The sequence below is a fragment of the Ruminococcus sp. AM43-6 genome (assembly GCF_003461785.1).
Taxonomy (GTDB): domain Bacteria; phylum Bacillota; class Clostridia; order Oscillospirales; family Ruminococcaceae; genus Hominimerdicola; species Hominimerdicola aceti.
Window position 1 is genome coordinate 1 of record NZ_QTXU01000027.1, and the last position, 20,541, is coordinate 20,541.

At 38.4% G+C, this 20,541-nt stretch carries 18 protein-coding genes; 4 read left to right on the forward strand and 14 right to left on the reverse strand.

What is annotated here, in order from left to right; translation table 11 throughout:
- Positions 1–396 precede the first annotated feature (396 nt).
- The 3 genes from DW938_RS12025 to DW938_RS12035 all read right to left on the reverse strand — a co-directional run bounded on the left by DW938_RS12025 (position 397) and on the right by DW938_RS12035 (position 2,830).
- Complete coding sequence (locus tag DW938_RS12025; RefSeq protein WP_118054568.1) at positions 397–816, reverse strand: hypothetical protein; 420 nt, start codon at positions 814–816, stop codon at positions 397–399.
- 66 nt (positions 817–882) lie between these two features.
- The gene (locus tag DW938_RS12030) at positions 883–2,370 is read right to left on the reverse strand and encodes a DNA methylase (protein ID WP_118054570.1); all 1,488 of its coding nucleotides are present in this window, start codon (positions 2,368–2,370) and stop codon (positions 883–885) included.
- Complete coding sequence (locus DW938_RS12035; RefSeq protein WP_117893383.1) at positions 2,363–2,830, reverse strand: low molecular weight protein-tyrosine-phosphatase; 468 nt, start codon at positions 2,828–2,830, stop codon at positions 2,363–2,365. Before DW938_RS12035 ends, DW938_RS12030 begins: the two co-directional genes overlap by 8 nt.
- 219 nt (positions 2,831–3,049) lie before the next feature.
- Between DW938_RS12035 and DW938_RS12040 the strand changes: the two genes are divergently transcribed.
- Together DW938_RS12040 and DW938_RS12045 are read left to right on the forward strand one after the other, a co-directional pair.
- Positions 3,050–3,373 carry a helix-turn-helix transcriptional regulator gene (locus tag DW938_RS12040; protein WP_117865034.1) on the forward strand — a complete coding sequence of 108 codons (324 nt, stop codon included), beginning with the start codon at positions 3,050–3,052 and terminating at the stop codon, positions 3,371–3,373.
- A gap of 133 nt (positions 3,374–3,506) precedes the next feature.
- Positions 3,507–3,719, forward strand: coding sequence for a sporulation initiation factor Spo0A C-terminal domain-containing protein (locus tag DW938_RS12045; protein WP_117865032.1), 213 nt, complete (start codon positions 3,507–3,509; stop codon positions 3,717–3,719).
- 212 nt (positions 3,720–3,931) lie between these two features.
- On the opposite strand, the gene DW938_RS12050 is transcribed toward DW938_RS12045, so the two are convergent.
- From DW938_RS12050 to DW938_RS12085, 8 genes are all read right to left on the reverse strand, one after another.
- A complete protein-coding gene (locus DW938_RS12050) occupies positions 3,932–4,063 on the reverse strand; it encodes a DUF3789 domain-containing protein (RefSeq protein WP_118054571.1) in 132 nt (43 codons plus the stop codon).
- 220 nt (positions 4,064–4,283) lie between these two features.
- Positions 4,284–4,775 (reverse strand): hypothetical protein, encoded by a 492-nt coding sequence (locus DW938_RS12055; RefSeq protein WP_117893389.1) that lies wholly within the window; start codon positions 4,773–4,775, stop codon positions 4,284–4,286.
- A 12-nt stretch (positions 4,776–4,787) separates the two neighbouring features.
- On the reverse strand, positions 4,788–6,116 hold the full coding sequence (locus DW938_RS12060) for an NYN domain-containing protein (protein WP_118054573.1): 1,329 nt from the start codon (positions 6,114–6,116) through the stop codon (positions 4,788–4,790).
- 47 nt (positions 6,117–6,163) lie between these two features.
- Complete coding sequence (locus tag DW938_RS12065) at positions 6,164–7,051, reverse strand: sigma-70 family RNA polymerase sigma factor (protein ID WP_117865024.1); 888 nt, start codon at positions 7,049–7,051, stop codon at positions 6,164–6,166.
- A 159-nt stretch (positions 7,052–7,210) separates the two neighbouring features.
- Positions 7,211–8,326 (reverse strand): site-specific integrase, encoded by a 1,116-nt coding sequence (locus DW938_RS12070; protein WP_181984447.1) that lies wholly within the window; start codon positions 8,324–8,326, stop codon positions 7,211–7,213.
- 337 nt (positions 8,327–8,663) lie between these two features.
- The gene (locus tag DW938_RS12075) at positions 8,664–12,977 is read right to left on the reverse strand and encodes a calcium-binding protein (RefSeq protein WP_181984448.1); all 4,314 of its coding nucleotides are present in this window, start codon (positions 12,975–12,977) and stop codon (positions 8,664–8,666) included.
- Positions 12,978–14,180: 1,203 nt separating this feature from the next.
- On the reverse strand, positions 14,181–15,665 hold the full coding sequence (locus tag DW938_RS12080; protein WP_117940155.1) for a hypothetical protein: 1,485 nt from the start codon (positions 15,663–15,665) through the stop codon (positions 14,181–14,183).
- 188 nt (positions 15,666–15,853) lie between these two features.
- Positions 15,854–16,300, reverse strand: coding sequence for a hypothetical protein (locus tag DW938_RS12085; protein ID WP_117865014.1), 447 nt, complete (start codon positions 16,298–16,300; stop codon positions 15,854–15,856).
- A gap of 238 nt (positions 16,301–16,538) precedes the next feature.
- Between DW938_RS12085 and DW938_RS12090 the strand changes: the two genes are divergently transcribed.
- Positions 16,539–17,246: a LytTR family DNA-binding domain-containing protein gene (locus DW938_RS12090; RefSeq protein ID WP_118125086.1), complete on the forward strand. Its 708-nt coding sequence runs from the start codon at positions 16,539–16,541 to the stop codon at positions 17,244–17,246.
- Positions 17,247–17,250: 4 nt separating this feature from the next.
- Entirely contained in the window at positions 17,251–18,549 is a 1,299-nt protein-coding gene (locus DW938_RS12095; RefSeq protein ID WP_118125088.1) for a GHKL domain-containing protein, read from the forward strand.
- Between the two features lie 56 nt (positions 18,550–18,605).
- Here the strand turns inward: DW938_RS12095 and DW938_RS14845 are convergent, their stop codons facing one another.
- The 3 genes from DW938_RS14845 to DW938_RS12105 are packed head-to-tail and all read right to left on the reverse strand — an operon-like array spanning position 18,606 to position 20,501.
- Positions 18,606–18,755 carry a hypothetical protein gene (locus DW938_RS14845; RefSeq protein WP_181982894.1) on the reverse strand — a complete coding sequence of 50 codons (150 nt, stop codon included), beginning with the start codon at positions 18,753–18,755 and terminating at the stop codon, positions 18,606–18,608.
- Positions 18,756–18,793: 38 nt separating this feature from the next.
- Positions 18,794–19,738, reverse strand: a complete 945-nt coding sequence (locus tag DW938_RS12100; RefSeq protein ID WP_117940157.1) for an RNA ligase family protein — start codon at positions 19,736–19,738, stop codon at positions 18,794–18,796.
- Positions 19,731–20,501, reverse strand: a complete 771-nt coding sequence (locus tag DW938_RS12105; RefSeq protein WP_118054581.1) for a Ku protein — start codon at positions 20,499–20,501, stop codon at positions 19,731–19,733. The genes DW938_RS12100 and DW938_RS12105 overlap by 8 nt, the downstream gene beginning before the upstream one ends.
- Positions 20,502–20,541 lie beyond the last annotated feature (40 nt).

Consider the following 20,541-nt stretch of genomic DNA (forward strand, 5'->3'; position numbering starts at 1 on the left):
TATATCAGATTCATTAAGAAATGTCTCTTGAAGTGTCTTAAATTACGATACCATTATAACAAAATTTTAAGATAATGCACTATCAACACACTCTTAAGTTTGCTTCTAAGTCTTATTTCCATAACTTTAGGGTTAACCATACGCAAGACCAATCACTCTCGGACAATACTCATGATTTTCGGTAAAAAACGTAAAAGAAATAAGAACAATTAACAAAATGTATAATAACAATCAATAGCGACTAATGATTTTCATGTAAAAGGACACCAAACTATACGGTGTCCTTTTCAAATTCTTACGTCATATCAAGGCTCATTCAATCGTGGTAAATTCGTGGTAAAATGAGTGCTTTCCTATATTTCAAAATGCTTGAAAGTATAGTGTTTATGCGGATAATCAAAAATCAGATATAAAATTTATTTGAACTTTTAATACTTTTTTCTCAATATCTTTAATCTGTCTATCACTGGTATCTAATTGAGTTAGCGGTTTATTGTCCTTAATAGCACCTAATTCTAATTCTTTATATTGCCCACATCCCAGAACACTTTTCTTATCGTCAATCGTTTCTACGACACTAAACTTCAGAATAAAATCATCATTTTCTATATCATCTTTTTCCAATCCAAAGTAACTTGGATTCTCACAGAGAGAGTATAAATGCACGCCGCATCTTGATGCGATCCATACGGATTCACCTATATATAGGCAAACTTTATTTTTGGTTATTCTATTTTCAAGCTCAATCATATATACGCCTGCACCGACAGCGCGTGTATCCATTCCATTATTTGTTTCAAAAAAATCTATTCTCATTTTGTATTTATCCAGCACCTTTCATAATATAACTTTTCAAATCCTGAATTTACTACTTAAATATTTTCACGCCTTATGCCCTCCGACCTGACCGTTGCGCTCGATCGTCGTAGCGCCCTCCTCAAAGTTCATACCTTTCAGAATAGCGTTCTTGCCGTACTTCTTTTTGATTTTCAGCATGGCTTTCTGCATATTCTCCTCACGTTCAAGCCGCTTACTTTCTTCTTCCCTCTGTTTTTCAAGAGCCGCATAATCCGTAAACAGGTCAAGCTGTTCATAGCTTTCTTCGTCAGCTATGGATTGTTCGGGGACAACATGATTTGCAACCACATACATTCTCCGCACCATAAGACTTTTGTCAACTATTTTGTCATACAACTCCGAAACCTTATCAAGAATTAATTTAGTAGACGAAGTGAACCTTCCGATATTTATTGAGCCGTGAGCCGATTTCGGAATTTTCCGTCCGTAACGGTCTTTACTTACCGTACCCTTGTAGTTGTCGGGAACGCCCTCGTGATCGTAACCAACCGTCAGAACCATCTGATCTGTCACCAGCCCCTTGTCCACCAGATCAAGCACAAGCAGATCGGTCATTTCACGGACGATAAGCCTGCCTTTTTCAAAGCTGTATGGGCATTGAAGTACCTGTCCTGAACTGATACTGTTGTTTTCGGGCTTGTACGCTTTGATGTCTGCAATGGTACAAGGCTCCCAGCCCCATGCGTGATCTATAAGCAGCTCGGCGTTTACTCCGAACAGCTTGTACAGCAGATCCTCGTTGTATATTGAACACTCAGCAATATCGCCCATTGTGAACATATATCGTTCCTCAAGCTTTTTGGCATATCCTTGTCCAACCCGCCAGAAATCAGTCAGAGGACGGTGCGACCATAGCTGTCTGCGGTAGGACATTTCGTCAAGCTCTGCGATTCTTACTCCGTTTTCGTCGGCAGGGATATGCTTTGCCACAATGTCCATTGCGATTTTTGCAAGATACATATTTGTTCCTATTCCTGCGGTGGCGGTTATTCCCGTTTCCTGAAGCACCTCCCGTATCAGCTTCATTGTCAGCTCTCTTGCCGTCATATCGTAAGTGCTCAGATAACCTGTTGTGTCAATGAAAACTTCGTCTATTGAATAAACGTGGATATCTTCTGGAGCAATATATCGCAGATAGATGTTGTATATCTGCGTACTGACTTCCATATAGTGTGCCATCTGCGGAGGTGCGACGATATATGAAACCGCAAGTGACTTATCCCGTTTCAGTTCGTTATCGTCATAGGATTCACCTAACAGAAATCCTCTGCATTCCCTTTGGCGCTGATTATTTACTTGCTTGACTCTCTGCACTACCTCGAAAAGTCTTGCACGTCCGGGTATGCCGTATGCTTTCAGCGACGGCGAAACGGCAAGGCATATTGTTTTTTCGGTACGGCTTTCATCGGCTACCACGAGGTTTGTGGTCATGGGGTCAAGTCCACGTTCTGTACATTCTACCGAAGCGTAGAACGATTTTAGATCTATGGCGATGTAGGTTTTTTCAGACATTTTTGTTCTCCGTAAGTTCGTTTAGCAATGCGGAACAGCCCTCGTAAATATCCGCAAACGCAACATCAAACCGTCTGCTGTACCAAGGGTCTGAAACATCATCGTTTCTGCCTGCATATTCAAGCAGCTTGTGTATTTTGTTTTCGGGATCGTCTTTAAAAATACGTCTGATATTTCTCACATTATTAGAGTCCATAACCACAAACAGATCGTATCTATCGTAGTCGCTCTTTTTTAGCTGAATGGCATATTTTCCGTCGTCGCAATACACATTATGACATTTGAGTTCTGCTCTTGCAGGAGGATAAACAGGATTGCCGATCTCCTCCGTACTTGTTGCACTTGATGCGATCACAAACTGCGATGTAAGATTTTCTTTTCTCACAAGGTCTTTCATGATAAACTCTGCCATTGGCGAACGACAGATGTTGCCATGACAGACAAACATTATTCTAATCATATTATTCTCCGCTGTTACTTTTTAATGCCGATAACATTCATTGAATTTAATTGTATCCATTATATCATGTTTTCAACGATTTGTAAAGAAATACTGGCTTCAAGCCGCTATGTCATATCTAACTGTCAGTTGTTATAAATTCCTTTTAGTTTGTGTAAATTACCGAACAAATAATATATACTATTAGTCAGAGAATACAACTGTTAGTGAGGTAATATTATGGATTTGAAAACTGTCGGACAAAATATAAAGAAATACAGAATCGAAAAGGGAATAAAACAGGAAGCACTTGCTGAAATGGCTGATCTGACTCCGAATTATATCGGAATGCTTGAGAGAGGCGATAAAACTCCGTCGCTTAATACTTTGGTCAATATTGCAAATGCGCTTGGAATCACATCAGATATGCTTTTATGCGACGTTCTTAATGCAAGCTATGAAATAAAAAGCTCTCTTGTCCTGGATAAAATAAACAATCTTCCGCCAAAAGAACAAAAGCGTATTTACGCTGTGATAGAAACTCTGCTTGAATTTGCAGAATAATAAGCGTTTTTTTACAAAGTCTGTGCAAAACCACAGACTTTGTCTTATTTTTATTGACTTATTACTGTTTTCATGATATAATAACTAACAGTCATATAGATTACCATTAGTTATATAAAAGGAGCAGCATATTATGAATGTAATAAAACAGGTAGCCAAAATACATAACGTATCAGAGGAAGAGGTCAGACGTGAAATACAAGCTGTAATTCACGCTGCAATGCAGTCAAAAGATCCCCAGGTACAAAAACGCTGGGCAGAAATTTGTAAAAACGGAAAAGAACCTACTCCTGAGAAATTGATACGTTATTTAAGCCGCAAAGTATGCAGTAATTTAAATCAATAACAGAAAAATCCGCCTGAAAACAGACGGATTTTTTATTTATCCGAATACCATATCCTGTATTCGATCATTTTCTGTTCCAGCTCCAGCTGACTTGCCGTACATTTTTGGTATATAGACATAGAGAGGCGCCGTCTGCCGAAGAAAAGCAGACGGCATTTATTTATATGAAAAATGCAACCGTATATGCGGTATGCACTTATTGATTTCTGAGTTTATCTCTTATACTTATTTTCTATTTCTTTATTTTGCTCTATATCGTCATTTTGCTTGGCTGCCAAACATAATGCTGACGTAAAAAGCGTTATTGTTCCGCCAAATATACTGCCCAAGATAAACCAAAGCATTTACATTCCTCCCGGCCTATATTCAAATAAAATCCAGATATACACTGAGCAGTTCCGCATATTTTTCTGATTCATGCAATTTAATCAATGCTCTCTTTTCCGTAGCATATATACTTTGCTTCGATAAATTGAATTTCTGTGCAATTTGCTTTATTGCGCATTTACGGCGGTTAATTCCGTATCTCATATTCAGAATGATCTCATGTTTATAAGGCAGACTTTACATAGCTTCGTTCAGCAGATCGTTAAACTCAGGCGTACATATCTTTTTGAGCATAAGTTTTTCTCCGTCATAGCCGACTTTAAGTTCTGATATTTCATATCGTGAGAAATCATTGTATTCAAATATATATTTTTGAAGTCTGTTTTTTATATCGGAAGACATTGAAGACATTAAAGTAACCTTCTTTATATTATGTTCCGCTAAATCTACGGCTCGCTGTGCTGCCACAGACACGGCTTCTGAAAACAGCTCGTCCAAAGGCAGTCCGCTCTGCTTTGCCGCTGCCAATGAATACATCAGCGCTTTTTTCATGTACAGCTCAATATATCTTTTTACTGCGGACATATCTCCGCCTTTAAGTCTGTCGACGGTATTTTTTATTTCTTTATTTGAAGAAGAAATATTACGTACATATTCAATTACGCTTTGCATTTCCGGGCAGATAGCTTTGCAATGATCATAAATTTCTTCATAATTTATTTTATCCAAGCTGCGTCACCCTTACTTGCAGATTTCTACAGTAAAATTACCGTCGTTATCAACTCTGAGCCTTAACGTCTTTATATATCTGTCGTAGAAATTTTCCATTTCCTTTTCGCTTGCGCTGATCCTTGCTTCTTCATAAATTTTCCTTACCAGTTCCTTTCCGTTTAGGCTGATGATTTCGGGCAGATATTTTTCAAGACAGCTGAACAATACCGCTTTTTTCAGTTCTTCAATATTACCCGAACAGAAGTCGTCTATGGAGCAGTAGTAAATATTATGCTCCGACAACGCTCGTTTGATAGCCTGTCCGCATTTGGAATGTTCATACATTACCAAGAACTCCGCTTTTGTAAGGGTTGATATGAATCCCCAGTAATCGGAATCGCTCGATACTAAAATAAAGGACGTTATATTATTTTCATAGTAATCGGTACACACTCCCGCCGTCATCTTTATATCTACCAATGATTTCTGATCGGTGACCCGGTTGACTTCTATGTGTTCTATCGGTATTTTAGTGAATTTTTCAAGCCAGTCCCATCCGCTTGTCGTATGATAATCGTCATATAAAACTATTTTTTCTATTTTCGATAATTCATCCTGATTGAGATTTTTCAGAACGCTGTACAGCTTATATACGTCCGAATTTTCGCAGTCGACTGCAATTGCCGTTTTGTAGCTGCGGTCAATAAAATCATATATATTATTTTTTGTTTCGCTGTGAGCGTCCTTGTATTTTGTAAAATCGGTAAAAATATCGTTATGCTGCCTATATATTATACCTAAAAATTTACCGTCCGTATAAAGTATGCTGCCGTGATCTTCGGATTTCCAATGAATATACATCTGAAACGGATAGTATTCTATATTTTTCATATATATGTTGAATTCACTTTTAAGAACGCCTTTTTTCGTATACTGAGGTATTACAAATAAATCCTTAATGTAGTTCCAGTTTACCCAATCGGGGAACAACTCGAAGCAGTTATCAATATTTGCGCTAATAAGCCCTGCAAGGTCAAGCATATATTTTTCAGAGCGGTAATTTGGTTTTATTATCTCAAATCCCCATTTTTCAAGCTGCTTTATATTATCCTGATCGTAAAAGTCCATACTGTTGAGATTTTTCAGATTAAACCTCATTTCATCGTCGGTCTTTTTGAATTTCTGCATAAGCGTTGTACGAAGCTTACACAAATACCTGATTATCGAAGTTTCCTTATTGACGTACAAAGTCTGCAAAAGTTCGTGATACTCTTCGCCGAAGCATTGCTCCAATATATTCTTTTTCACACCGATCATATATCCGATAGTTGTTACTATTTCTTTGGTGTCTACTGTCATATGCACCGCTCCTTTCTGTTAATTATTATATCAAAAAAATTATATGATTACAACTCCCATAGTTTTCTTATTTCCTCGTTACGTTTTAATTTTCTGAGGGCTTTTTCTTCGATGCTTATTATTCGTTCTTTATCTACATAAAACATATCAGCAATTTCCTTAACCGAATGCTTTCCGCAAAGGCTTAATCCATATTTCAGCCGAATCACTTTCTGTTCTCTTTCGGTCAAGGCGCTTATAACGTTTTTAAATGTTTCCTTGACATTCTTCCAATAAATACGATCAATAATATATTTTTCTCCGTTATAAGCAATGTTATGCCTGTGTTTACAGTAGTCCTCGTAGGAAATGGGCGGTTCGGTATAGTAAAGAGCCAATTCCACCTCTTTCAGCTTGAGCCCTGTTACCTCGCTTATTTTTTTAGACATATAGTAATATGAGTCCGAACTGTATTTTTCCTTTTCGGCTTTTACTATCTCTACGGTTTGGGCAAACTGCGCAGGCAAGGGGATATAACTGCTGTTCTGACGGATATATGCGTTAATACCTTGATGGATTCCCGAAATAATATAGCTTGAAAACAATCTATTCTTTTGAAGATCGTATCGTTGGACATATTCAGCAAGTCCTATCACTGCCTCGGAAAATATTTCGTCCAACGGCAAAGAGGTTTTCTCGGCTGCATCGAGTGAAAATCTCAACGCTGTACGCAAATACATTTCAATCATTCTGTTTGTGGCTTTGGAATCACCGTTTTGTTTTCGCAGATACAATTCCTTATATTCGTTTGCTCTTGGCGGATTTATATGACTTATTTGTTCTACCAAATTCCTCATATCGGGACACAATTCTATACATCGTTTATATACTTCATTGTAACGCTCATCAATTCTTTTAAACGCTTTCACTTCCTTTTTAGCTGAGTCAATATTCATCAAATTACTTCCTTGATATGCATTTTCATTTATTTTCGGGTATAATATTTATGGTTGAAGTACTTTTTCGCATATTCAGTTACTATCAGCAAAAGGCAAGAAAACCCACGCAAATACGCAGGTTTTCTATTATTTTGACTGTAAATTTGACGGTTTAAATCATGCCGAAAAATTCAGACGGCTCACGTATTTCCTCTTAATTTCGGCAGAAGAATGCACATAGCGGTTCATGGTAATTGAAACGTCAGCGTGACCGAGCAGCTCGCTTAATGCTTTTGGATCAAACCCCTTTTCAACGCACATAGTTGCATAGGTATGTCTGAGCGAATGGAAATTCATATCACGAATTTCGCATTTTTTAAGAACTGACTTGAACCTGTTCTGCATAGTTCTCGGTTCAACAGGTGTTCCGTATCCGGATAAAATATATGAATGCGCCGAACCTTTGAATTTAATCAGCTCCTTACATACAAATTCAGGTATTGGCACATCACGAACGGATGTGACGCTTTTTGGTGAACCTACAACGATCTCCGTCGTACCGTCATCATAAGAGATACGCTGAATCGTCTTGGTTACGCTGATCTGTTCATTTTGGGAATCGATATCCTGCCATTTTAAGGCGCAGAGTTCTCCAATACGAAGTCCGGTATACAGGCAAAGCAAGATACCTATATTGGTTCTATCCGGATTATACATAAGATACTGTTTAAGTCTTATTCTTTCGTATTTGTCCAAAACAGCCTGCTCGTCGCTGTTTTTCTCTATTCTTGGCAGCTTAATGTTCTCGGCAGGATTTGAAAAGTTATACTCATTATGAGCATAGCTGCATACCGATTTCAGAACAACGATCACATCTCTTACAGTCTTAACCGAAAGTCCTCCGCTGCCGTCCTCTCTGCCCGATACGAGCAGTTCGGACATATATCTGTTTAACATTTGCTTGGTAAGCGCGGTATACCGAATTCCCCCAAACTCCGGATAAATATGATTATTGAGCAGATTACGGTAACTTGTATAGCTTGCCGCTTTGACCGTCAGCTTTTTCTCAGCAAGCCATTGCTCTGCGATATCCCTGACAATCATTTTATTTTTAGACTGTTCCTGTGTATTCTTTCCCGAATAGACCTGTGCCATTTTCTCCTTGACCTCGGCAAGGCTGTGACCGTAAACGTAGCGGTATTTCGTCTTTCCGTTTTCTTTATATCCAACAGATACCCTGCCTTCAAAGCGGCCGTCCTTGCGTTTATAGATATTACTTCCTCTTTTAGCCATTAACATTCCTCCAATCTGACTGATTTTCTGACGGTTTATTTTTTAGTTTTCAGTATTTTTTTGCGCATTTTATGATTTTTTCTTCGAAAAAAGGTTTACATTAATTTGAATTTGTGATATAATAGTATTTAAATCAGCATAAAAACAAGCTAAAATATGTTTCGCATAGTAACTGAATATGCGAAATAAAGGCGCGTACCTCCGAAAGTACGCGCCTTTTAAGCTATATATACTTGGTATTTTTTTAGTCTGACGGTTTAATTTCTTATTTGTATAAAAAAAGCGACTTCACCGATGAAGCCGCTTTTTTATATTTAAGCTTATTTAATTCGCTGGATTAATCTTCTAAGATGGTCTGCGTAAACTCAGCTGTATCAGCATTTACAGTTCCGATAATTCCGTCAGCAAATTCAAATGCAAATAACTCAGAATTAAAGTTCTTGATTGTAAGAACGTCCTCGCTGTCATTGATAGAAATTATCAGATAACCGTTTTCATTAATACTGAATGTTATCATATCCAACGTAATCTCGTTGAGAACGATCTTGTTTTCACCGTCATTATCTTCAACAATATCTGATCCGTATCCTATTCCGAATATGTATGTGTCGTTTCCGTTGCCACCATATAGATAGTCGCTGCCAACACCTCCGTCCAGAACATCGTTTCCTTCTCCGCCGTTAAGCGTATCATTTCCTCCGTCACCGTGAATGACAACACCGTTATCACTCCATGCGGACATCCAGTCGTCATATTCTGTTGCGTGTACCTGTTTCAGCGGATTTTCTTCACTGTCATATGCATATCTTGTTCCGTCTGCAAAGTTCACATTGAAATTTCTGTTATCCTCAAATGTAAAGTAACCCTGAATGATCAGCTTGTCCTCAATACCTTCGAATGTAATGGTAAGATCATTCCAGTTTGTTCTGTAAACTGTTATCATATCCGCCGAAATACCGCTGCCGAATGAGATCGTGTTGACGCCCTCGCTGTCGCTGATGGTATCTGTGCCGTAACCGATATTAAAGATGTATGTATCATTTCCTGATCCGCCATATAGATAATCGCTGCCTTCGCCTCCGTCAAGAATATCGTTTCCGCCGCTTCCGTAAAGCTGATCGTCTCCGATACCTCCGTACAGCTTATCTGCGCCGTTTCCTCCGTTAAGGCTGTCGCTGCCGTTTTCTCCGATAAGAGTTACACCCCTGTCGTCCATAGCTGCGATGTAATCGCTGTTTTCAGTTCCGTAAATAGTCCTCAGAGGACTGTTGGACGCGGTTGCGTGAAGCTTAGAACCGCCGTTAAACGTAAGATAGAAATTTCTGTTTGCCTCGGAAGTGAAGAATCCCTCGATCACAAGCTTATCATCAGAACCCTCAAAGGTAACGGTAATATCGTTCCAGTTTGTACGGTAAGCCTTTATCTGATTTGCTGAATATCCGTAAATCTCAATAGTATTCGTCCCTTCGCCGTCGTCGATAGTATCTGTACCGTAGCCTTTTTTGAAAATATATGTGTCGTTGCCTGCGCCTCCGTAAAGGAAGTCATTGCCTTCACCGCCGTCAAGAACATCGTTTCCTGCGTTGCCTGTAAGTCTGTCGCTGCCCTTATCTCCGTAGAGAAAGTCGTTTCCGTTGCTGCCTACAAGCTGATCGTCGCCGTCCTGACCGAGTTTTGTAATGCCATCCTCATAAATGGAGATCATATACTCGCTGCCGTCAGTGCCGTAAATAGTTCTGAGAGGACTGTTCTGATCTGCTGCTTCTACGACAGTTCCGTCGGCAAATACAAGTGTGAAGTTTCTTGCCTCCTTGCTGATGCAGTAATTCTTAATGGTAAGAGTATCCTCAAAGCCGTCAAAGGTAATGAGAATATCGTTCCAATTGGAACGGTATGCCTTGATGCCTCCGGCGATGAAACCGTCTCCGAACATAACAGTGTTAACACCCTCACTGTCCATAATGGAGTCGGCGCCGTATCCCGGCTTGAAGATATATATGTCGTTTCCGCTGCCGCCGTCAATGAAGTCATTGCCTGTTCCTGCGTCAATTATATCGTCTCCGTCTCCGCCGTTAATGTAGTCGTCTCCCGAACCTCCGAAAATCACGTCGTTTCCGCCGCCTGCAAGAAGTTGATCGCTGTCTGAATCTCCGAGTATATACTCGTCCATGCCGGAACCGATTATTCTGTCTCCGCTTTCTCCGCCTGCGATAACCGTTTTATTCTCATTAACGATATAGTCGTAGTTTTCCGAACCCGAAAGGAACTCTTTTTCTTCTGCTGTAATGTTATCCTTAACGGAGATTTCCTCATCTCCTATACGAAGAACATAGTTATCGGGATTTTGCTTAAAGTCTGTGATTATGAGTTTATCGTCGGTATCCCTTATACTGATAACAACATCTTCGCCCACCGAATCGATACGAAGGTCTGCAAGAGAAACTTCGTTCGTGAGCTTGATAACAGAAGTACCCTCGGTATCGTTTATTACATCTGTACCGCAATTTTTGCCGAAAATATATGTATCGTCTCCGAAACCTCCATAGAGTAAGTCGTTTCCCTCGCCCCCGTCAATAATATCGTTTCCTGCACCGCCGTAAACAAAGTCGTTTCCGTTTCCTGCATAAATGGTATCGCTGCCCTCGTTACCATAGATAATGTCGTCACCCTTGCTGCCGTAAACGGTATCGTCACCGCCGAAAGCGTGCATAACTGAATCATCTACAACTGCCTTGAGGACATCGTCGCCGTTACCGCCGTAGATATGTCTGAACGGACTGCCCTTATCGGTAACGTGCATTTTAACTCCGTTAAATTCAAGATCGTAATTACGGTATTCCTCACCTTTGCGGAAATCCTTGATAACAAGAGTATCGTTTGTACCCTTTATTGTTATAGCTGCATCGTATTCATCTGTGCCGTTTACAAGAATATCGCTTGGTTTAAGTCCCTTGAATCTGAGAGTATTCAATCCTTCGGAGTCGATTATTGTATCGTTTCCATAGCCCTTTGCGAAAATGTATGTATCGTCACCAGAGCCGCCTTTCAGTGTGTCATTACCTGTTCCGCCGTCGAGAGTGTCGCTGCCTTCGCCGCCAATAAGTATGTCGCTGCCTGAATCTCCGTACAAGATATCGTTGCCTGCTCCACCACTAATAGCGTCGTTTCCGTTGCCGCCACGGAGATTATCGTTACCGTTCTCACCGAAAATGAAATCAATTTTGCTTGTACCGCTATACGAATCATTAGCTTCTGTGCCAAGATATGTGTTACCTGATATTGTTGATTCAACAATATCCGCATAATTCTCTGAATAGTGATTACTGTAATCAGTAAAGCATGATGTTCCGTTGATCTTATCGTACGACTTGAGATAAACGCCAAGGTCATATACTAAGTAATCAATATTTTCTCCCTCAGCAGCTTTTTCATCAAATATATAATTTAAGAACTCTAAGTTTAGATTCTTGTTGCCATTCTCGTCCTCGTATTCGTAAACTGCATTCAGATAGCCGCCAAGACCACAGTACATATTAAGAATATTGTAATACTGATTTTCTATGTTTGTATATATATCCTTTAATATTGAAGCTGCATTAGAGTTCGGATTTGAACCTCCTACACCCTCAAAATCACGTCCCATGAACTGCTCGATCACGTGCAGATCTCTTGCGTCGATATTGCCGCCTCGGCTGTTGATTGAAATACTTTCGGAATCTGTTAATTTATAAAGAATCTTTTTCAGGCAGTAGCGTTTCATAGTTATATCCGTAGATTCGCTGAATCGATAGCAAAGTTCAAGTAATTCTCCGCTTTCATCATCATTGATAGCCTGAATTATATTTGGGACATTACCCGCTGTAACCACGCCGTCCTGAGTTGTATCAGATGAATTTACAGGGAACCAGAACTCGCTGATATCCACCATCGATACAGTTCCGTTTTTGTTAATTGTAACGCTTGCTGATTCTGCAATGCGCGTACCTGTTTCTTCATCTACAAAGCTGACTTCCGAATGTTCAAGGCTAATAGAAACAATGCCTGTTTCATTTAAAGTTTTAAGTTCATTTGATTCGGATTTTCCGTTATGGTTAGCGTCTATCCACACTCTTAGATCAGCAAAAGCAATGTCATTATTATCAATTATTCCATCGCTGTTATCATCAAGTTCTGCAAGTGCTTCAAAGCCAGATTCGGATTTTGAACCGTCTTTAAGAATTACCTGATCTCCGAAAAGCTCTCCGCCGTTATCAATATTTCCGTTTCCGTTTCTGTCTAACGCTAAAAACCCGTCCTCTGTACCTATCCATGCTGTTTTCTCTGCAAATCCGTTATTGTCAAGGTCAAAATTTACACCGTGTTCAAGTGAACGCAGTTCTATGCCTGATTCGCCTAAGTCTATTATGAGAGGATCACGGGGTGGCTGGGCTTTGCCTGCTCTGTCATAATTACCGGATTCCTCTTGAATTTCTTTCATTAATTCATCTATTTTTTTTGCGTCATTTGCAAGCAATGCTTGTCTTAATTCTTCTGCAAATTCTTCTCCCATAAAAACTTCCACAGCTAAAAGAAAATCATCAACAGCTTTATTTACTTCTTCTGGGTTTTCAACACTTTCAGCACTTGCTACAATTGGATTTAGTGTAATCATAAGTGTTGTACATGCCGCAGAAATTGATTTTGAAACACTATCAAGCTTGCCGGATGTTGCCAATTTAATTATACCAGCAGCTGCACATAATCCACCTAAAGCTGGTATACTATACTTTAGTACCGTTGCTGTATCTATACTTGTACTGCTGCTTTTCTCTTGTTCCCATAATTCTAATTCACGCTGTAAGATTTCTTGATTTGCGCTTTCATTTGCATAAGAATAACTTGGTGAATAGTTTGGTGAATAACTTGGTGCAAAGTCCGGCGCAAAACTTGGCGCAAAGTCCGGTGCAAAACTTGGTACAAAACTTGGCGATGGAGCGAGACCAGAACCATTACCAAGATTTTGATTAATTTGATACCAATGACTTAAAAATGTCGATCCAAATAACCACCAAAATGGTGACAGATCGGGAACATCAGACAGATTGTCAAGTTTATAATCTGGAATTCGTATAAACCAGTAAAGTATTAATCCACTTGGAAGATATGCAATTAAAATCACATACTTATGAGATGTGTCATAAATACCATCAAAACTAATATCAAGACCCTCAAGTTGACTTATATCAATATTACCAAGTTTCCAACTAAATTTTTTATAAATATCCGTTAAGCTAAGATCACCCTTAATATATGAAATATTTTCATCACTATAAGGTGTATTACCATATCTGTGTTCGGTTATCCCATCTTCCAGTAAAGTATTATTTACATACCTGTCGAGTTGAGTTAGACCTTCAATCATTTTGGAAGGTTCCAAATAAGAGCCTGGTTTCACTTCCCAAAAATAAGCAATATCGTTTTCAACATCCTCAAAATATAAATCAGCTCTTCCAGTTCCTGTTTTGTTTCCAACTGGAGCTTGTCCAGATTTAAAGGTAACTGTATGTTCATCTGTAATATTATCTTTTTTATATTTATCAATAATATGATCTTGAACATCATGATGGAACTGACCATAAGGAGGCACTATACCATCTCTTTTAGCCCTATTCCAATCTCCAGTTATTGATGTTAGTAATACTGCATCCTCTTTCGATTCTTCTTCAGTTCTATTGTCTTCTGATATACTTTCTTCTGCTGAAACAATCAAAGAAGGAAAATTTGATGTTGTTACCACTGATAGTAATAGTGATACTACCAACATAAATGAAATTAATTTTAAAAATTTTTGATGCATAATAACCAGCCTTTCATTTTATATTTCTAACCCAAACGATTTAAGAGTTCGAATATTGTCTGTTCTGCGCTTCTTTAATTCTGCCGTTACCTTTGTGTTTAGTTTTGCATCATTCAACATTTGGTCACGAATGATAATTTGCTGTTGTACCTTCTGACGAAATCTATTTTTGTAGTCATTAATATCTGTTGCTCCGGAAAGGCCGGAAAGGCCTTTCTCAACTTCTTTTACTTTCATTGCAAGAATATTTTCCATATATGGCGTAATATCACCTTTGTAACCTGTCTTTATCAGTAAAAGACCTTCGGAATAGTAATAATGAGGTTTTGTGTTAAATTCCTCTAAATCGCAGCAAATATCCATTGGGGTTCCAAGTTTGTAAAAATGCTCTATGCAGTTGTTGAGATTGATTGCTTCATCAAAAATCGGCAGCATAACGTTTTGGGTTACATTAAATGCATTTTTCATACCATAAATGTCGTCTGATTTATATAAAAAGTGTACTATACTTTTGCTAAAAGCTCCTTCAAGTGACTCAGTACGAACAAACCAATCCATACTTTTTCCCCATACATCACATACATATTGGACTGCACTTTCCATTACATCATCATCAATCTCAGGATTTAATGAACAGTAATAATGATGATTGTTTTTCAGCCAACACTCCGGACTCTTTGTAAAATCTATCGTTCGCCTATAAAGTGAAACAACTCCACCTAAAATTTCAAAAGACTTATAACCTGTTTTTCGTGTCCGAAGCTCTCGATATGTCAAAATATGCAGTATTTCATCATTTACCACCCGTACAAAGTAAGTAAGTTTAGCAACTTTTATTTTTACAAAACCCAACGGTTCAAGAGCTTCTCCGAAAACCTGTTTAAATGCGGCATTCAAAGACAGGGTTCTTTCATTCTTCTTTTTGAAAAACATCGGAATAATATTTGTATCTTTGTCTGCTTTGCTTTCAAAATCCTCATAATCAGAAACCATATATTTCGGCTCAATTCCCAGCACGGAAGCTGCTTCGTACAAAGCGTCCTCAACAAAGACTTCGTTCTTGTTCCATATTTCAGAGATCTGTTCCCACGTTTTTCCCGGAGCTAAAATCGGCTCCCAACATTCACGTCTGCCTTTCGGCGAATGTTCTTCGTCAAACTCGGAACGTCCCACCATCACCGTATCGTGGACATCAGCCCCGGTATGCAGTTCAATATACGTCCAGTCGCTGTCTACAACATCCATGCTGAAACTGCTTGTTTTCATTTCCGCAGCTGTCTGTTTGGCGTCGTCCTTGACCTGTTTGGGATTGTCCCTGTACTCCTTAGAAGCAAGTGTTACCCATTTCCCGCTTTCTGAAAAAGCAAGAATATAACTTACGCTTGATTCTTTCTCAGAGCATGGCACAAGACTTCGTTTTTTCATTACATCACAAAATGCTTTTAAAAACTGTTCTCTGCTGCCGTTATTCTTTATTTGAACCAATGAAAAAAATCTGCCCATAAATTCCTCCTTAAATCCTCGAATATTATATGAATTTTGTTGATCAAACTCCGTTAAAAAATACCATAAACAATGTCATTTGTCTATGGATATCTGAAATACGGTCATAAATTCGGCGTAAGCGGTCATATTGACTCAGAATTTGTCGTAAAAAAGGAAACGGCGGACAAAAATTTGTCCGCCTAATATCAAACAATATTACCGTTGATCCCTACGTAAATATCCACTAAATTGCTGTTATTAATGTAATAGTAAAAATCTGTTATCGGTTGATAACACTTCCGGGATAAATATGTTTGCATTTTCTTACGTGAATTTTTTAACGTGTCATAAGTTCCGGAGTGTCTTGCTCTCACTGCGTTGAAAAGCATAAGCTGCGGCTTATAAACATAAAACTCGTTGCTTTTAAACTCCTTGCTGACAGGAACAAAAAATTCAAGGTCAAGTATTGTTTCATCCGTTCCATAGGTATTTTCTTTCAGAGAAAAAATGATATTTCCTGTCCGTTCCATTTCAAGAAATTTCAGACTTTCCAATATATGCTCGATCAACTTATCAAGTTTACTGTATGTTGATCTTGTCCTATATGACAGCAGCGATTCAACAGATAAATATTGCTTTTCAATTATTTCCATAACTATCTCATCCTATTACTTAAAAATGATCTGCCAGATGTATCTCCACATTTGATATCCCTCCCCGTTTTTTCATTTCGGGGGTAGTATAAATCTTTTTATTCAATTCGTCTACAGATATCTGAAATACGGTCGTAAATTCGGCGCGAGCGGTAGTTTAAGCGTGATTTTATTGTAAAATTTTACTTGATATTTTAATAGTTCTATGTTATAATTAAAAGCAAAGGGAGGCGAAATTATGAAGATTGCCGTATGTGATGACGAAATAATTTTATATGAAGAATTATATACGCTTTTAAACGAATATTCCACATTAAAAAAAGAGCCGATTTTAACTACATATTTTAAAACCGGATATGACCTTTTATCAAGTACTGAGAAGTTTGACATTATATTTATGGACTATCAGATGGACGATATTGACGGATTGGAAACATCCAAACGTCTGCGATTAAAAAATTCAGACGTTACTATTATTTTCCTCACCGCATTTCCTAAAATCGTTTTTCAGTCCTTTGAGGTAAATACGTTTCGTTTCCTTTTAAAGCCGATAAAAAAAGAAGATCTGTTTAAATCTATCGACGATTATCTTGATTCTGTCAGAACAGATGATTTTCTCATATTGAACACTAACGACGGTTCGTGGAAAGTCAGGTTATCTGAAATTATTTATGTCGAATCAAAAGACAAGCACACTATAATACGAACTGTTGACAATCAACTTGAATGCTGCCGATATATGCAGGAGATTGAAAAGATGCTTCCCAAAGACCGATTTACACGTTCTCACAGGTCATGTATAGTAAGCTTTCTCCACATAAGAAATCACGATAATAAAACTATCTATTTTGATAACAACGAACGTGTTTCCATAAGCAGAAGGTATCTGACCGATTTCAAAAAAGCTTTTCAGGAATACATAGTAAGATATAACACAAAGGACTGATATAATGAACACTGTAATCTCAAATGCCGTCTTTATTATCTCGGACTTGCTTCTGCTTGTTAACCTGATTCTCATAAGCAAATCTGCTGATTTGGAAGAATTTAAACCCGGTTGGATTAAATCGCTCTCCGTATCGGTTGTTCATGGAAGTTATACTCTGATTTTCAGTTCATATTTTGCAGAATCATCAAAATTCATGATGACAGTACTGCTTGCCGTATATTATCTGCGTTTTTTGGTTTTTCCGTTTATCTTCACTAAAAAAATAAGGTTTATTTCATTCTATATGCCTTTGCTGCTGATATCCTTGGATTCACTCATGCAAAGCTGTGCCTTATGGATATTTAAGCTTACAGCCTCGAATTTAAACGAATTTACAATAAACAAGGTCACTTCAATGATATTTCAGCTGTTTGTTCTTGGCTTGATTTGCTTTTTATATAAAAAAGAGCAGTTTAAAAATTTAAGATTTGCATTTAAGTCAACGTCTAAAGCGGTGGGAATATTGATGCTTTTATGTGTCTTTATTATGGAAGGAGTCGTTACGCTTATTTCCTTTGAAACAGACAATATTTCTGTTCAAAAGGGATTTTCAGAATTCTTCCTACTCATTTTAATGATAGTAATGTTTGCAATCATGTTTCTGCTGTTTATAAACAGTATGTCAAAAAAGTATTTTCAAGACACATCTGATCTGCTTTTAAAACAGATAGATACTCAGCTCCGACATTATAAAGCCTTAGACGATATGAAGAAAGAATTTCATTCTTTCAGACACGATTACATTAATCATATGCAATGTGTATCAGCTTTGATCTCATCAAATAAGAACGAGGAAGCTGTTCAGTACATAAATAAATTATCTAATTCCAAAACCATGACAGAAAAACCGTATGAAAGCGGAAATAATATTTTAGACTCAATCCTTACAGAAAAAGCTGAGTTTGCAAAGGAATGCGATACAGAAATATGCTTGGACGGTTTGTTTACGCACGATTTTGATCCCATCGATCTATGCGTTATTTTTTCTAACGCTCTTGACAATGCCATAGAATCCTGCGGTAAGATCGGCGGACATAAAGTAATTGACATAAAACTGAACATACAACAGGGATATCAATTTATTTCAATCAGTAATCCCACAAATGAGGAAAATGACGATCTTAAAACAACCAAAGACGATAAAATACATCATGGGTTTGGTATTAACAATATACGAAATTCTGTTAACAAGCATAACGGAACTTTTGATATAAATAACGGCAATGGTTTGTTTTGTCTTAATATTACTCTTAAATTATGAGATATTTATATATAAAAACAAGGAGTGTTTCACACAATATACTCCTTGTTCTTTTACTACTTATCGTTACCGCATTTATGACGGTTGCCGGATTGCTTTTTATTGTTTCTGCTCTCGCCGTCCAAAGCGCTTTCAGCCATTGTATGACCGCCTTTGGCTTTCATCTTTCTGACTTCTTTGGGATCAAGCTGTGAATCCTTTGACATTTTATCAACTCCAATCTGTAATTAGTATATGCGTCTTTTCAAGTAATATTATCAATACATTCCTCCGGTGACTTATCTTCTCTCAGCCCCTTAAAAACAGGCTGCCGCATACCGCCGCTTTCGGTTTTCATCATATATTTTACTGTACATACAAGTTCGGGAGTTACCCATACAGCATTTTCATTGCCTTTCGGAATTTCAGAAAAAGGACAATCTGTTTTATTTAAAGTCTTTATTCTTCTGAATGGTTCTCCGCCAACTCCCAGAGTAACATGACCCTTGTAAACAAGCTGACCATTACTGTACTGTCCGAGGATAATGCTGTTCATACTGTTTTCTTTCGGAACATAGCCCAAAACTACGAAATCATCGTCCTGCAAATACTTAATTTTGATCCAGTCCTTAGTCCGCTTATCAAAGTAATACTTGCTGTCCTTACGTTTCGCAACGATACCCTCCAATTCCTGCTGTTCGGCAAGGGCATAGAATTGGATACCGTTTTTCTCAATAAACCTCGATACTGCAAATCTGCCGTTTTCCGATATTACCGCTTTCTGTAGAAGTTCTTTTCTTTCAGTCAGCGGCAAGTCCGTTACCTGTCTGTTCTCATAATACAGAATATCAAACGCAGTAAAACATGCAGGATATTTCTTCGCCGCCATATCTATCTTTACGGGATTGCTCATCATACTGCGTTTCTGTATTTCAAAAAAATCCGGTCTGCCGTCCTTAATGACCGCAAGCTCTCCGTCCAGAATACAGCGGACATTCACATTCTTATGAATTTCTGCAAGCTCCGGTACTTTCGGCAGCATTAAGATATTTCGTTTGTTCTTCAGAATCGTTTTGTCTCTGTCAAGGTATGCGATACAGCGTTCGCCGTCAAGCTTTAATTCGTAGATATACTCATCGCTGTCAAAGGGTTGTCCCTCTGTGCCGATCAGCATCGGTCTGATATTTTTTGTTTCCCAGATATCAGTCATTCTTTACGCCTGCCTGGGCAAGACTTTGCTTGAGAGCCTCCATAATGTCAATGACATTGACCTGAACATCGGGAGTGGAGGCAACAATATCCTTGCCTGCGATCTTCTGTTCAATGATTTCACGCAGCTTGAACTGATATTCGTCCTTGTATAAACTCGGCTCAAAATCCTTGACCATTGTGTTGATCAGCGTTTTCGCCATAGTCAGTTCCGCTTCGTTTAATTCGGGATGTGCAGGCTCTTTCGGAACTTGCTTTACCTCGTCGGCGAAAAACATGGTTTCAATCAGTATACCGTCGTCTGTAGGAATAAGCGTAAGCAATTTTTCCTTTGTACCCATAACGGTTTTGGCGACAGCGACCTTATTCTCATCTTTCATTGCTTTACGAAGTAATTCAAACGCCTTATCTCCTCCGGCTTCGGGAACTGCGTGGTACGTCTTATCATAATAAATAGGGCGAATAGAATTCAAATCAGTAAAATGCAGGATATGAATAGTCTTATCCTTTTCGGACTTCGCCTTTTCAAAATCCTCATCTGTCATAATCACGAACTTATCCTTGTCGTACTCAAAGCCTTTTACGATATCCTTTGATGAGATCTCCTTTCCGCAGGATGTGCAAACCTTTTTGTACTTTACTCTGCTGCCGTCCTCTCTGCAAAGCTGATTGAAGTGTATATCGTTATCCTGCGTTGCCGTATACAAACCGACAGGAATATAGACTAAACCGAATGAAATTGCGCCTCTGTGTGATACTGCCATTGTAAACGCCTCCTTTTTCGTTAGTATATCCGTTCCATAA

Coding starts and splice junctions, on each gene's coding strand:
- DW938_RS12025 (WP_118054568.1), bottom strand. CDS start 816: ATGAGAATAGATTTTTTTGAAACAAATAATGGAATGGATACACGCGCT.
- DW938_RS12030 (WP_118054570.1), bottom strand. CDS start 2,370: ATGTCTGAAAAAACCTACATCGCCATAGATCTAAAATCGTTCTACGCT.
- DW938_RS12035 (WP_117893383.1), bottom strand. CDS start 2,830: ATGATTAGAATAATGTTTGTCTGTCATGGCAACATCTGTCGTTCGCCA.
- DW938_RS12040 (WP_117865034.1), top strand. CDS start 3,050: ATGGATTTGAAAACTGTCGGACAAAATATAAAGAAATACAGAATCGAA.
- DW938_RS12045 (WP_117865032.1), top strand. CDS start 3,507: ATGAATGTAATAAAACAGGTAGCCAAAATACATAACGTATCAGAGGAA.
- DW938_RS12050 (WP_118054571.1), bottom strand. CDS start 4,063: ATGCTTTGGTTTATCTTGGGCAGTATATTTGGCGGAACAATAACGCTT.
- DW938_RS12060 (WP_118054573.1), bottom strand. CDS start 6,116: ATGACAGTAGACACCAAAGAAATAGTAACAACTATCGGATATATGATC.
- DW938_RS12065 (WP_117865024.1), bottom strand. CDS start 7,051: ATGAATATTGACTCAGCTAAAAAGGAAGTGAAAGCGTTTAAAAGAATT.
- DW938_RS12070 (WP_181984447.1), bottom strand. CDS start 8,326: ATGGCTAAAAGAGGAAGTAATATCTATAAACGCAAGGACGGCCGCTTT.
- DW938_RS12075 (WP_181984448.1), bottom strand. CDS start 12,977: ATGATTACACTAAATCCAATTGTAGCAAGTGCTGAAAGTGTTGAAAAC.
- DW938_RS12080 (WP_117940155.1), bottom strand. CDS start 15,665: ATGGGCAGATTTTTTTCATTGGTTCAAATAAAGAATAACGGCAGCAGA.
- DW938_RS12085 (WP_117865014.1), bottom strand. CDS start 16,300: ATGGAAATAATTGAAAAGCAATATTTATCTGTTGAATCGCTGCTGTCA.
- DW938_RS12090 (WP_118125086.1), top strand. CDS start 16,539: ATGAAGATTGCCGTATGTGATGACGAAATAATTTTATATGAAGAATTA.
- DW938_RS12095 (WP_118125088.1), top strand. CDS start 17,251: ATGAACACTGTAATCTCAAATGCCGTCTTTATTATCTCGGACTTGCTT.
- DW938_RS14845 (WP_181982894.1), bottom strand. CDS start 18,755: ATGTCAAAGGATTCACAGCTTGATCCCAAAGAAGTCAGAAAGATGAAA.
- DW938_RS12100 (WP_117940157.1), bottom strand. CDS start 19,738: ATGACTGATATCTGGGAAACAAAAAATATCAGACCGATGCTGATCGGC.
- DW938_RS12105 (WP_118054581.1), bottom strand. CDS start 20,501: ATGGCAGTATCACACAGAGGCGCAATTTCATTCGGTTTAGTCTATATT.